Origin of the sequence: Ectothiorhodospira marina, from assembly GCF_900109495.1 — a bacterium.
GTDB lineage: Bacteria > Pseudomonadota > Gammaproteobacteria > Ectothiorhodospirales > Ectothiorhodospiraceae > Ectothiorhodospira > Ectothiorhodospira marina.
Window position 1 is genome coordinate 13,232 of sequence record NZ_FOAA01000009.1, and the last position, 13,343, is coordinate 26,574.

The 13,343-nt window shown below is 63.2% G+C and carries 11 protein-coding genes; 6 read left to right on the forward strand and 5 right to left on the reverse strand.

Going from position 1 to position 13,343, the window contains the following annotated elements:
- Positions 1-67: 67 nt before the first annotated feature.
- Positions 68-631 (reverse strand): alkyl hydroperoxide reductase subunit C, encoded by a 564-nt coding sequence (gene ahpC / locus BMY52_RS08820; RefSeq protein WP_090253543.1) that lies wholly within the window; start codon positions 629-631, stop codon positions 68-70.
- 147 nt (positions 632-778) lie between these two features.
- A complete protein-coding gene (locus tag BMY52_RS15410; RefSeq protein WP_090253545.1) occupies positions 779-2,173 on the reverse strand; it encodes a nuclease-related domain-containing protein in 1,395 nt (464 codons plus the stop codon).
- 179 nt (positions 2,174-2,352) lie between these two features.
- Between BMY52_RS15410 and BMY52_RS08830 the strand changes: the two genes are divergently transcribed.
- The 6 genes from BMY52_RS08830 to BMY52_RS08855 all read left to right on the forward strand — a co-directional run bounded on the left by BMY52_RS08830 (position 2,353) and on the right by BMY52_RS08855 (position 8,605).
- The gene (locus tag BMY52_RS08830) at positions 2,353-2,637 is read left to right on the forward strand and encodes a 2Fe-2S iron-sulfur cluster-binding protein (protein WP_090253547.1); all 285 of its coding nucleotides are present in this window, start codon (positions 2,353-2,355) and stop codon (positions 2,635-2,637) included.
- A 27-nt stretch (positions 2,638-2,664) separates the two neighbouring features.
- On the forward strand, positions 2,665-3,021 hold the full coding sequence (locus tag BMY52_RS08835) for a 2Fe-2S iron-sulfur cluster-binding protein (protein ID WP_090253549.1): 357 nt from the start codon (positions 2,665-2,667) through the stop codon (positions 3,019-3,021).
- Between the two features lie 243 nt (positions 3,022-3,264).
- Positions 3,265-4,686, forward strand: coding sequence for a form I ribulose bisphosphate carboxylase large subunit (locus BMY52_RS08840; protein ID WP_090253551.1), 1,422 nt, complete (start codon positions 3,265-3,267; stop codon positions 4,684-4,686).
- Between the two features lie 73 nt (positions 4,687-4,759).
- Positions 4,760-5,089, forward strand: a complete 330-nt coding sequence (locus BMY52_RS08845; RefSeq protein WP_090253553.1) for a ribulose bisphosphate carboxylase small subunit — start codon at positions 4,760-4,762, stop codon at positions 5,087-5,089.
- 206 nt (positions 5,090-5,295) lie between these two features.
- The gene (locus BMY52_RS08850; protein ID WP_090253556.1) at positions 5,296-6,099 is read left to right on the forward strand and encodes a CbbQ/NirQ/NorQ/GpvN family protein; all 804 of its coding nucleotides are present in this window, start codon (positions 5,296-5,298) and stop codon (positions 6,097-6,099) included.
- Between the two features lie 187 nt (positions 6,100-6,286).
- Positions 6,287-8,605, forward strand: coding sequence for a nitric oxide reductase activation protein NorD (locus BMY52_RS08855; protein ID WP_090253558.1), 2,319 nt, complete (start codon positions 6,287-6,289; stop codon positions 8,603-8,605).
- 16 nt (positions 8,606-8,621) lie between these two features.
- Here the strand turns inward: BMY52_RS08855 and BMY52_RS08860 are convergent, their stop codons facing one another.
- From BMY52_RS08860 to BMY52_RS08870, 3 genes are all read right to left on the reverse strand, one after another.
- A complete protein-coding gene (locus tag BMY52_RS08860; protein WP_090253561.1) occupies positions 8,622-9,944 on the reverse strand; it encodes a replication-associated recombination protein A in 1,323 nt (440 codons plus the stop codon).
- A 292-nt stretch (positions 9,945-10,236) separates the two neighbouring features.
- Positions 10,237-10,854, reverse strand: coding sequence for an outer membrane lipoprotein periplasmic chaperone LolA (lolA, locus tag BMY52_RS08865; RefSeq protein ID WP_090253563.1), 618 nt, complete (start codon positions 10,852-10,854; stop codon positions 10,237-10,239).
- 6 nt (positions 10,855-10,860) lie between these two features.
- Positions 10,861-13,296: a DNA translocase FtsK gene (locus tag BMY52_RS08870; RefSeq protein ID WP_425429230.1), complete on the reverse strand. Its 2,436-nt coding sequence runs from the start codon at positions 13,294-13,296 to the stop codon at positions 10,861-10,863.
- Between the last annotated feature and the right edge of the window lie 47 nt (positions 13,297-13,343).

The window sequence follows — 13,343 nt, forward strand, 5'->3', positions numbered from 1 at the left end:
AAACAAAAGCGCCCGGGCGAGTGATCACCCGGGCGCCGGATCCTGCAATCTGCAGTGGGGGCGTTATTTAGATCTTGCCCACCAGATCCAGGGACGGGGCCAGGGTCTGCTCACCTTCCTTCCACTTGGCCGGGCACACTTCGTTGGGGTGCGCAGCCACGTACTGGGCGGCCTTGATCTTGCGCAGCAGTTCTTCGGCATTGCGGCCGATGTTGCCGGCATTGATCTCCATGATCTGGATGCGACCTTCAGGATCGATCACGAAGGTGCCACGCTCGGCCAGACCGGCGTCTTCGATCAGCACCTCAAAATTGCGGGAGATCGCCAGGGTGGGATCAGCCAGCATGGGGAACTGCAGCTTGTTGATGGTCTCGGAGCTGTCATGCCAGGCCTTGTGGGTGAAGTGTGTGTCGGTGGACACACCGTAGATCTCGACGCCCATCTTCTTGAATTCTTCATAGTTGTCGGCCAGGTCACCCAGCTCGGTGGGGCACACGAAGGTGAAGTCGGCGGGGTAGAAGAAGAAGACCGACCACTGACCCTTGAGACTTTCCTCGTTCACCTGAACGAACTCGCCATTGTGGTAGGCGGTGGCGTTGAACGGCTTGACTTCGGTGTTGATCAGGGACATGGATTGACACTCCTGGGTTGGTAGGGGTTGCACTGCGATCTCGATTTAGACGCATTCTAATACTGCAGTGCAGCGGGGTGCAATCGGATGTTTTGATCTTTTTGATAGCTTTTTACTATTGGGGTGAGAGGAACAAGCCCCCAATCCTCACTTTAGCTGGTTTTGAACCCCCTTCGGCCAGGAGAACGAGCGATTCCCACCCTTGCCCTTGGCCTGCCCCCCCAGTTCCCGGCCCTTGTCGGTGAGCTCCAGCCCCCCTTCGGCGGATCGGGCCAGATAACCCTGCTCTTCCATCATCTCCAGAAACTGCGGCGTCTTCATCTTCAAGGACGCTGCAATACGGGAAGATGGCAGATACTCATCAGCAGCAGGGGCCTTGGCAGCAGGGGCCCCCTCGTCGACCTTGGCATCAGGAGCCTTTTCAGCAGGAGCCTTCCTGGATTCCTCAGGCGACGCCTTCGTCACGGGGCTGGCAGCCTTTGTCTTGGCAGGCTTTTTCCTGGGCTTGGCGACCTGGGTGCTTTTGGCTTCGGTCGCCTTGGCGCCTTTTGCCTCGGCGGCCTTTCCTGCCCCGGACCGGCTGCCGCGTCGCTTGGTCTTCTTCGGGGGTGTTGGCGCCTCCTCGGCCGGTGGCATGTCCTGCCCGGGCAGCGGCTCGGGGGCAGGCTCGGGCTCATCCCCTGCGGCCATCTCATCCAGGCTGCGCGGCAAATCATCCAGCGGCATGAACTCATCCAGGGCATCGGGCAGGCCGTGGCGCTTGAGGATGCGACTTTGCTCCATCCCGGATTCCGACAGGTCCAGCTCCAGCCCCAGGCGTTCGGAGTAGTTGGCCGGCTCGAACTCATGCAGATCCGCAATCAGTTTGGCCGCCTTTTCCATGGTGGCCTTGTTCACCCGGTTCAGCCCCGTCTGGATCACATTGAGAGGGCCATACGTCAGGGTGAACTTCAGCTTCGTCTTCTCATAGTGACGGATGAAGTCGGTGATCTTCATCACCCGGTCTTCCCAGCGGGTGGGGTCCTCGATGATCACCTCGTCCTCGTCGGCCAGCACCACGCACACCTCCACCGGGTGCGCCAGGCGCATGCCCAGGCGCTTGGGCCAACGCTCACGGTCCAGGATCCGCTCCAACTGGGTGGCCTTGTGGAAGAGCTCCTGAAAGGCGGCGCGCACCCCCACCCACTCATGACTTTCCGGGGACCGAATGAACACCTCGCCCAGTCGGTTCACCCGCACCGACTCGGCCCCCATGAATCCCGAGTCCACCAGGGTGATCTGCAGGCTGCGGTTGATGAGCAGATGATCGATCTCCACGACCTCGTCCCCCAGCGGCAGACGCAGGTCGTGCAGGACCACCACATCCTCCAGGGGCTCCGCCAGGTGCAGGTTCACCGTTTCGGCAAACATGCGCTGGGAGTCCATCAGACAGAGTCGCAGGATCAGCGGGTCGATCTCCCCCGCATGTTCCGGGTAGGCCTCCTTCAACTGCTCCAGTTCGAACAGATGAGGGGATCGATCATCCGGTTGCTTCATCAACATGCAAGACTCCTTAACCCACGTCGCAGTGTCCGAAACCCCACAAAGGGTCGGATTTAACACAGGACATTAAAATATTTCCCAAACCCAATCAATCACTTATCCATAACATTTTCGGCACGCCTCTTGCAGCAAGGGCCCGCACGACACATAAACCAACCAAGACTCGAGGAGAGCAAGCCGTGGCAAGAGCCAAACTGACCTTCAAAGACATCAATCTCACCGTGAACGCCCCGGTGGGCGCCCGCGTGATCGACATCTCCGAAAAGGTGGGCACGGGCATCATCTATGGTTGCCGAGAGGGCGACTGCGGTACCTGCATGATGCAGGTGGAGGAAGGCTGGAACAATCTGACCGAGCCATCGGTGGTTGAGCATAAGGCCCTCAAGGAGAATAGCGCGGGCCGCCATCAGCGCCTGGCCTGCCAGGCCCAGATCCTCGGCGACGTCACCGTCCGTCCCGCCTGATCCTGCCCTATTCCGGAGAGCCCCGTCATGCCCAACATCACCTTTTCGCATCCTGACTACAAGGATAAGACCGTTTACGCCGTAGCCGGAAGCCACACTGAAACCATTCTCAAGATCGCCCGCGAGAACAGGCTGCCCATCCAGTTCGACTGCCAGGACGGCGAATGCGGCACCTGCCTGGTGCGCGTCACCCATCTGGGCAAGACCAAGCCCAAGGGCGGCCCCCTCACCGTGAAGGAGCAAACCGTCCTTCAGGAACTGGGCAAGCTCACCGCCGACGAGATCGAACAGATGTCGGTGGATGATTTCCCCCCCGCCTGGCGCCTGGCCTGCCAGATGATCGTGCGGGATGAGGATCTGCTGGTGGAGTATGGAGTGAATTAATCCCGAAGCCTGGCAACTCAAGCCAGAAGTGCCTGTGCATGCGAAGGGGCGAGCCATGAGCTCGCCCCTTCGCGCTCCCAATACATAAACTAACGCTTATCCAAACAATCACAACAATTGATTATTAATTATACCCGCACTTATTGTAGTCTTTCTCACGTCGAAGCAGACTTTGTCTCACACCCCACATCGGCGCCGCCGGCACGGGTGGCGACAGAACTTAAAAATCCAAAGGAGTCGACGATGGCCGTAAAGACCTACAGTGCTGGTGTAAAAGACTACCGCCAGACGTACTGGACCCCGGAGTATACCCCCCGCGACACCGACATCCTGGCGGTGTTCAAGGTCACCCCGCAGCCGGGCGTGGACCGCGAAGAGGCTGCTGCCGCCGTGGCCGCCGAGTCCTCCACCGGCACCTGGACCACGGTGTGGACCGACCTGCTCACCGACCTGGACTACTACAAGGGCCGCGCCTACAAGATCGAGGACGTCCCCGGTGACGATGAGTGCTTCTATGCCTTCATCGCCTACCCCATCGACCTGTTTGAGGAAGGCTCGGTGGTCAACGTGTTCACCTCCCTGGTGGGCAACGTGTTCGGCTTCAAGGCCGTGCGTACCTTGCGTCTGGAAGACGTGCGCTTCCCCATCGCCTACGTGAAGACCTGCGGGGGGCCTCCGCACGGCATCCAGGTGGAACGCGATGTCATGAACAAGTACGGACGCCCCCTGCTGGGTTGCACCATCAAGCCCAAGCTGGGCCTGTCTGCCAAGAACTACGGTCGTGCCGTGTATGAGTGCCTGCGTGGCGGCCTGGACTTCACCAAGGATGATGAAAACGTGAACTCCCAGCCGTTCATGCGCTGGCGCCAGCGTTTCGACTTCGTCATGGAAGCCATCGACAAGGCGGAGCAGGAAACCGGCGAGCGCAAGGGCCACTATCTGAACGTGACCGCCCCCACACCCGAAGAGATGTACAAGCGCGCCGAATACGCCAAGGAACTGGGCGCCCCCATCATCATGCACGACTACATCACCGGCGGCTTCTGCGCCAACACCGGGCTGGCCAACTGGTGCCGCGAGAACGGCATGCTGCTGCACATCCACCGCGCCATGCACGCGGTCATGGACCGTCACCCGCGCCACGGCATCCACTTCCGGGTGCTGGCCAAGATCCTGCGTCTGTCCGGTGGTGACCATCTGCACACCGGCACCGTGGTGGGCAAGCTGGAAGGTGACCGGGCTGCTACCCTGGGCTGGATCGATCTGCTGCGTGACGACTATGTGAAGGAAGACCGCTCCCGCGGCATCTTCTTCGATCAGGACTGGGGCTCCATGCCCGGCGTCTTCGCCGTGGCCTCCGGCGGCATCCATGTGTGGCACATGCCGGCCCTGGTCTCCATCTTTGGTGATGACTCCGTGCTGCAGTTTGGTGGTGGCACCCTGGGCCATCCCTGGGGCAATGCCGCTGGCGCCACTGCCAACCGTGTGGCTCTGGAGGCCTGTGTGCAGGCCCGCAACGAAGGCCGCGAGATCGAGAAGGAAGGCAAGGAGATCCTCACCGCCGCCGCCCAGCACAGCCCCGAACTCAAGGTGGCCATGGAAACCTGGAAGGAGATCAAGTTCGAGTTCGATACGGTGGACAAGCTGGACGTACAGCACCGCTGATCGAACCTGTTCATTGACCCTTGCGCGGGCGGCCAAGCGCCGCCCCGCCACCTGATCGAAAGAGGATGACACCATGTCTGATATCCAGAGCTTCAAGCAGTCGCTGAAATACGAGACCTTCTCCTACCTGCCGCAGATGACCGACGAGCAGATCCGCCAGCAGATCCAGTATCTGGTGGACCAGGGCTGGAACCCGGCCGTTGAGCACAGCGAGCCCGAGAATGCCTTCGGTTCCTACTGGTACATGTGGAAGCTGCCCATGTTCGGTGAGCAGTCGGTGGACACCATCCTGGCGGAAGTGGAGGCCTGCAAGCAGGAGAATCCGGGTCACCTGGTACGGTTGATCGGCTACGACAACTACGCCCAGTGCCAGGGGACTTCCATGCTGGTGCACAAGGGCTGAGCCCCGGACACCCAACCCTGCCCTCACCCCAACCCCTCTCCCGCCAGCGGGAGAGGGGCTCGGTAAGGCCCCATGACACAGGACTCCCTTCTCCCCCTCGGGGAGAAGGGCCGGGGATGAGGGGAAGCGGCGGGTACCGCGGCCATCGACTGTCCTCACCCCGCCCCTGTCTCGCTTGCGGGAGAGGGGCTTACCAGGAGACACCCATGCACGAACAAGTTCGCGATTACAAGGTCACCCAAGAACCCTACTACCGCGCCGTGGGTGACGAAGTGGACCTCTACGAGGCCGCCTACGCCGTGCGCATGCCGATGATGCTCAAGGGCCCCACCGGCTGCGGCAAGACCCGGTTTGTGGAGTACATGGCCTGGAAGCTGGGCAAGCCCCTGATCACCGTGGCCTGTAACGAGGACATGACCGCCTCGGACCTGGTGGGACGCTACCTGCTGGATGCCAACGGCACCCGTTGGCAGGACGGCCCCCTCACCCTGGCCGCGCGCCATGGCGCCATCTGCTACCTGGACGAGGTGGTTGAGGCCCGGCAGGACACCGTGGTGGTGATCCACCCGTTGACCGACAACCGGCGCGTCCTGCCCCTGGAGAAGAAGGGGGAACTGGTCGAGGCCCACAAGGATTTCCAGCTGGTGATCTCGTACAACCCGGGTTACCAGAGTCTGATGAAGGATTTGAAGCAATCCACCAAACAACGTTTCGGCGCCCTGGATTTCGGTTATCCGGAGGCCGATGTAGAGAAGGAAATCGTTTCTCACGAGACGGGCGTCTCCAACGATGTGGCCGGCAAACTGGTGGGCGTGGCCGAGCGGGCCCGCAACCTGAAGGGTCACGGTCTGGATGAAGGGATCTCCACTCGCATGCTGGTCCATGCCGGCTCCCTGATCGCCCGGGAAGTGGATCCCCTGGCCGCCTGTCGCATGGCCCTGGTGCGTCCCCTCACCGACGACCCGGACATGCGCGATGCACTGGATGCGGCGGTGACTACATTTTTCTGAGTGTCCGTGGAAGCAGTATCAGCTCCCTTTAGAACTCAGCTTCCCTGTGGAGCCTGGTATCCCCTGTGGGAGCTGGCCTGCCAGCGATGCGCTGCGGCAGCAGCGCCTGGAGTAGGTGCCCGCCGCCTTCGCGGGCGAGGCCCGCTCCTACAATGAATGATCATCAGGTCCATCAGAGGGGACTGCCATGAGCATCGATCTGGAAGATTATCGGGATCTGCTGGATGACCTGGGAGGTCATGCCGAAGAGGTCATGGGTGCGGCCTGGCAGGATGCGGTGCGTACCTTCAGCCCCTCGGGCCTGAAGAATTACTACCTGGAAGGGGCCGTGGCCCTGAAGAACCTGGGTCGGGGTAGCGAGCCGGTGATCGACTTCATCCAGGAGGCCCCCAGTGTCGCTCGGGAACTGGGGGAGGAAGCCGTACGTTACCTGCTCGAAGCCGCCGCGAGGCTGTCCTCCAAGACCAGCGGCGCCGTGGTCAGCCTGGTGATCTCCACCAGCCCCATCGCCGCCCGTCGCCTGAGCGATCCTGATCTGTTCCTGCGCTATCTGGGTCTGCTGGACAACCTGGTGGCCCAGGCCCCTCGCGGCATCCGCCCCATGCTCGAGCACCTGGACGTGCTCCTGACCCATCTCACCCTGGGTGGACTGCGCCGCTGGGCCCTGTGGGGTGCCAAGGTCCATGGGCGCGACTTCAAGGCCCAGGTGGCCTACTTCGCCCTGGAGACCCCCGAATCCCAGTCCGTCTTCCAGAAGGAGCGCCGCGGCACCCTGTTCGTGGACGTGCATCGGCGCATCAACATGTATCTGCGGGCCCTGTGGGCCCGGGATTTCTTCCTGCGCCCCACCAGTGGTGATTTCGAGTCCAAGGAAGGGGTACGACCCTATATCGAAGGCTATACCGTCCACGTCCCCGATGCCTATGATGATGAGCATGGCCTCAGTGGTCTGCAGATCTACCGTGCCACGGCAGCCCATGCGGCCGCCCATGTGGTGTACAGCCGCGCCCGCATGCCCGCCGACAATCCCGGCGGCATCGCAGGGATGCTGGTGGGCCTGATCGAGGATGCCCGGGTCGAGGCCCTGGCCCTGAAGGCCTTCCCGGGACTGCGCCAGATCTGGGCCCCCCTGCATGTGAGCCGCCCCGAGGACGGCGATGCGGTCACCCCCATGCTGGGCCGCACGGCCCGCGCCCTGCTGGACCCCAACTACCAGGACAACCATCCCTTCATTGCCCATGCCCGCCAGGCCTTTGCTACCCTGGGTGACGATCTGGAGCGCCATGGCCTGGCCTGGGAGCTGGCCTTCGAACTGGCGCCTGAGTTCCCCCATGCCGATGACTTTCACTCGGTACATGACCACATCCCCGTTCTCTATCGGGATGACAACCGCTATATCTGGAACCTGGGCTCCGACGAGGACTTCGACACCATCCGACTGGATCAACCCAGACAGGAACGCATCCATGTCTCACTGATGCAGATGATCAACGAACTGGATGTCCCCGGCGCCGGTGACGATGCCCAGCAGATCATGATCCTGGACACCGAGTTCTTCCGGGACTCGGAGGATGTGAGTCTCAATGAACAGGAGGGCAAGCCGCCCGTCTCCCTCCCCTATCATTACCAGGAGTGGGACTACCAGATGCAGCTGGAGCGCCCCCACTGGTGCACGCTGCTGGAACGCCGCCCGGTGATGGGTGACCCGGCGGTGATCGACGCGGTGGCCGACAAGCACAAGCCGCTGATCAGTCGCCTGAAATATCTCATCGAGGCCCTGCAGCCCCAGGGCATGCAGCGCCACCGCCGCCAGCCCGAGGGGGACGATCTGGACCTCAACGCCCTGGTGGAGTCCATGGTGGACCTGCGTATGGGGCGCCAGCCCGACCCGCGGGTACACATCCGCCACGAGCGCAAGGTGCGGGATCTGTCGGTCCTGGTGCTGATCGACCTGTCCGAGTCCACCAATGATCAGGTGCGGGGCACCGACAGCAGCATCCTGGAGCTGGCCCGGGAGGCCACCGCCCTGCTGGCCGGCGCCATGGATCGCATCGGTGATCCCTTCGCCATCCACGGCTTTGACTCCGATGGCCGGCATGACGTGGAGTATTTCCGCTTCAAGGACTTCGAGGATGCCTACGACGACCGGGTGAAGGGTCGCCTGGCGGGGATGAAGGGGCAGTTATCCACCCGCATGGGCACGGCCATCCGCCACGCGGGGGAGGTGCTGCGGCGTCAGCCCACGCGCAAGAAGCTCATGCTGATCATCACCGATGGGGAGCCTTCGGATACGGATGTGCGGGACCCGCAGTACCTGCGTCAGGATGCGCGTCATGCGGTGGAAGAGGTGGCCAAGCACGGCGTGGACGCCTTCTGCATGAGCCTGGATCCCCATGCGGATGACTATGTGGAGCGGATCTTCGGGGCCAAGCGGTATATGGTGGTGGATCATGTGGCGCGGCTGCCGGAGACCTTGCCGACCTTGTATGCGGGGTTGACGCGCTAGAGGGGGCGCTGTCCCCTCACGACCGACTCTCCCGGTTCCGCCGCCGCAGATCCAGCAGCTTCTCCCGGATGCGGATCTCCAGGCCGCGTTCCACCGGCTCGTAATAGCGCGGCTCCCCCATCCCCTCGGGAAAATAACAGGCCCCGGCCGCGAACCCATCCACCTCATCGTGGGCGTAGCGATACCCCTTGCCGTAGTCCAGTTGCTTCATCAGCCGCGTGGGAGCATTGCGCAGGTGCAGGGGCACCTCCTGGGTGCCGCGCTGGCGGGCATCCTCCATGGCCGTGTTGTAGGCCACATACACGGCATTGCTCTTGGCCGCACAGGCCAGATAGATCACCGCCTGGGCCAGGGTGAGTTCCCCCTCCGGGCTGCCCAGGCGATCAAACGTGTCCCAGGCCTGCAGGGCCAGGGTGAGCGCCCGCGGATCGGCATTGCCAATATCCTCACTGGCCATGCGCACGATGCGCCGGGCCAGATAGCTCGGGTCGCAGCCCCCGTCGATCATGCGGCAGAACCAGTACAGGGCCGCATCCGGATCGCTGCCCCGCACGGATTTGTGCAGGGCGGAGATCTGGTCGTAGAACAGCTCACCGCCCTTGTCGAAACGGCGCAGGCCCTGGCTGGTGACCTCCTCCAGGATGGCCTGGTCGATCACGGGCCCCTGCCCCTCGTCCCTTGCCAGATCGGCGGCAATCTCCAATAGATTCAGGGCACGACGGGCATCACCATCAGCCACCTGCGCCAGCAGGTCCCGCAGATCCGGCACCATCTGCAGACCACGCTCTCCCAGACCCCGCTGGGGATCCGCCAGGGCCCGGTCGATGATGGCGCGAAGATCGGCTGCCTCCAGGTTCTTGAGCACATAGGTGCGCACCCGGGAGAGCAGCGCATTATTGAGCTCAAAGGAGGGGTTTTCCGTGGTGGCCCCGATGAAGGCCAGGGTCCCGTCCTCCACGTGGGGCAAAAAGGCGTCCTGCTGGGACTTGTTGAAGCGATGCACCTCGTCCACGAACAACAGGGTGGGCCGGTGCTCGTCCTGCTGGGTCTCCCGCGCCTGCTCCACGGCGGCGCGGATGTCCTTCACGCCACAAAGCACGGCAGACAGGGTGATGAAGCGGGCCCCGCAGTAGTGGGCGATCAGCCTGGCCAGGGTGGTCTTGCCGGTGCCCGGGGGCCCCCAGAAGACCATGGAGTGCAGGTGATCCTCTTCAATGGCGTGGCGCAGGGGCTTGCCGGGAGCAAGCAGGTGCTGCTGGCCGGCATATTCATCCAGATGCGTCGGCCGCATCCGGTCAGCCAGCGGGCGGGCGGGGTTGATGGAATCGGATACGGCCATGGCGTCAGAGGATGAGTCAGGCGCCCTGGGCGCCTTTAAACGTGAAACAAGCAAGGTTCAGCGACATATACTCCCTTCTCCCTCTCGGGGGAGAAGGGTCAATTGGAGCCAGGTGGCCCGCAAGGAAGGCCTCCCTTCTCCCCCGAGGGGGAGAAGGGCTGGGGATGAGGGGGGTGCGGCAGGCAACGTGCCAACTCTCGCCCCTCACCCCAACCCCTCTCCCCGCAGGGGAGAGGGGCTTGGATCGTATCTTTCATCATCAGGGGTGGCTCACCGCCTTGATGCATGAGAGTTAGTTGTGCATCACGTCCACACCCGGCGGGGGCTCGAAACGAAACCGGGCGGCGGGGATGTCGGGGTTGATGTCCATGTCGCCAAAGCGGATGCGGGTCTGCTGGCCGAACTGGTCATACAGCACCATCATGCGCACCTGCCCCTCGTCCATGCCGATCAGCAACCGTTCGAAATCCGAACCCGCTTCCCGTGGGGTCAAAGCCAGCCAGCTCATGCCCTCAATCTCGCCCTGCTCTTCCACATGAAAATCCTCTTCCAGGGGACGGGGCTGGGAGAGCAACATCACCGGAGTACGGCCCAGCGCGGCGTCCATCTCCTGCACCGTGGCCTGGGCCAGGTCTTCATCGTAGGTCCAGAGGAACTGGCCATCGGCGATGATCTGCTGGGTATAGGGCTTTTCATAGTTCCAGCGGAACTGATTGGGGCGCTTGAGGTACACCCGCCCCTCGGTGGCCTGCATGACCTCGTCCTGCTCGGTGAGCACCACCTGCTCGAAATCGGCCTGGAAGCTCTCCATCTCCTGGAAGAAGTGGTCGAGCCGATCCCGGGCAGTGTCTGCCTGAACGGGGGCGATCACCAGCCCCAGCAGGGCCATGAGGATCCATAATCTGCGCATGTTGCACTACTCCTGTGGCGCGGGCGCCAGCACTTCCCGATTACCGTTGGACTGCAGGGGACTGACCACGCCGGCGTTTTCCATATCCTCGATCATGCGGGCGGCGCGGTTGTAGCCAATCTTCAGGCGCCGCTGCACGTAGGAGATGGACGCCTTGCGCGACTCCAGCACGATGGCCACGGCCTGATCGTACAAGGGGTCGGACTCCTCGCCACTGTCCACCGGCTCCAATCCTGGTACGACCGCCGATCCCGATTCGGGTTCCTCCAGCACCGCATCCACGTATTCCGGTTCCCCCTGGGCCTTGAGGAAGTTGACCACCTCGTGCACCTCGTGGTCCGCCACGAAGGCCCCATGCAGACGCACGGGATGGCCACTGCCTGGTGGCAGGTAGAGCATGTCCCCGTGCCCCAGGAGCTGTTCCGCCCCCATCTGGTCCAGGATGGTGCGCGAATCCACGCGGGAGGACACCTGGAAGGCCACCCGTGTGGGGATATTGGCCTTGATCAGGCCGGTGATCACATCCACCGAGGGGCGCTGGGTGGCCAGGATCAGGTGAATGCCGGCGGCCCGGGCCTTCTGGGCCAGGCGTGCGATCAACTCCTCCACCTTCTTGCCCACCACCATCATCATGTCGGCAAACTCGTCCACGACGATCACGATGAACGGCAGCGGCTGCAGTTCCGGGGCCGGTTCGTCCGGGTCCAGGGCCGTTTGGGGGTTATAGAAGGGGTCGCGGATCGGTTCCCCCTTGGCCACTGCGTCCTTGAGCTTGCGGTTGTAGCCGGCGATGTTGCGCACCCCCATGTGGGACATGAGCTTGTAGCGACGCTCCATCTCCGCCACGCCCCAGCGCAGGGCGTTGGAGGCCTCCTTCATGTCGGTGACCACCGGGGCCAGCAGGTGCGGGATGCCCTCGTAGATGGACAGCTCCAGCATCTTCGGGTCGATGAGGATCAGGCGCACCTCCTCCGGGCGGGCCTTGAACAGCAAGGAGAGCAGCATGGCGTTGATGGCCACGGACTTGCCCGAACCGGTGGTACCCGCCACCAGCAGGTGCGGCATCTTGGCCAGGTCGGCCACCACGGGGGAGCCGCCGATATCCTTGCCCAGGGCCAGGGTGAGCGCCGATCCGGCACCATCGAAGACCGGTGCGCGGATGATCTCCGAGAGGCTGACCAGTTCCCGCTTCTGGTTGGGGATCTCCAGGCCCACGGTGGACTTGCCGGGGATCACCTCGACGATGCGCACGCTGATCACCGACAGGGCCCGGGCCAGGTCCTTGGACAGGCCGGAGATGCGGCTCACCTTGACGCCAGCGGCGGGCTGCAGTTCGAAGCGGGTGATCACCGGGCCGGGGTGGACCTCGACAACCTCCACTTGCACACCAAAGTCCTGGAGTTTTTCCTCCACCAGCCGGGACAGTGTCTGCAGGTATTCCTCGCTGAAGCCCCCCTCCTGGGCCTTGGGCTCATCCAGCAGTTTCAGCGGTGGCGCGGCATTGGGGTCGACGGTGTCGTTGCCGAACAGCGACAGCTGCATCTTGGGTTTTTTGGGCTTGGGAATGGCAGGCTCGGGCTCCGGCACCATGGGCTCCAGCACCGGCTCGATCCTTGGCTTGTCGTTCTTGCGGACCTTGCTGGAGGGCTTCTCGACCGTTTGTTTCTCTGCCTGCTGGCGCTGCTTCTCCTCCTTGCGTGCCTTGGCCTGTTGGCGCTTTTCCTCCTTTTTCACCTCGGCCTCGCGGGCCTTCTCGGCACGCCGAAGGGCGCGGCGCTCCAGAGCACCGGCGAATTTCTCCCGCGCGCGGGCCAGTAGCCACAGGGTACCGTGGCCCAGGGTGTCCATCAGTGACAGCCAGGACAACCCCGTGAACAGGGTCACGCCGGTGAGGAACAGGGCCAGCAGGAACAGGGTCACGCCCACCAGATCCAGCATGGGCACCAGGCCCTCGCCAATCACCTCCCCCAAAATGCCGCCCGCATTGAGCGGCAGCGTGCCAGGCAGAAAATGCAGGGTGGCCAGACCACAGCCAGCGGCCAGGGTGATCACGAACCCGAACCAGCGCACCCCCAGGGTGTGCAGATCCAGCTCGCCGGTGTCCTTGCGGCCCCGGAACACCAGCCAGCCGCTGTAACCCACCATCACCGGCGCCAGATAGGCCAGGTAACCAAACAGATAGAAGAAAACATCCGCGAACCAGGCACCCACGCGCCCCCCCAGGTTGCTCACCTGCATGCCGGTGCCGGTCTGGGACCACCCGGGATCAGCGGGGTGATAGCTCGCCAGGGCGATGAACAGGTACGCGGCCGCCGCGGTGAGCACCAGCAGCGCCCCCTCCCTCAGCCCCCGGCGCACATGGGCGCTCATGGGGCGTCGGGGCGCCGGCTGCTTGCCGCTTACGGTCTTGTCCGCCTTTTTCTTTTGCCGTGCCTGAGCCAATTTGGAGTCTGGGTTGAAGGCTAGCCGCCTAGTGTACCGTAGGAGCC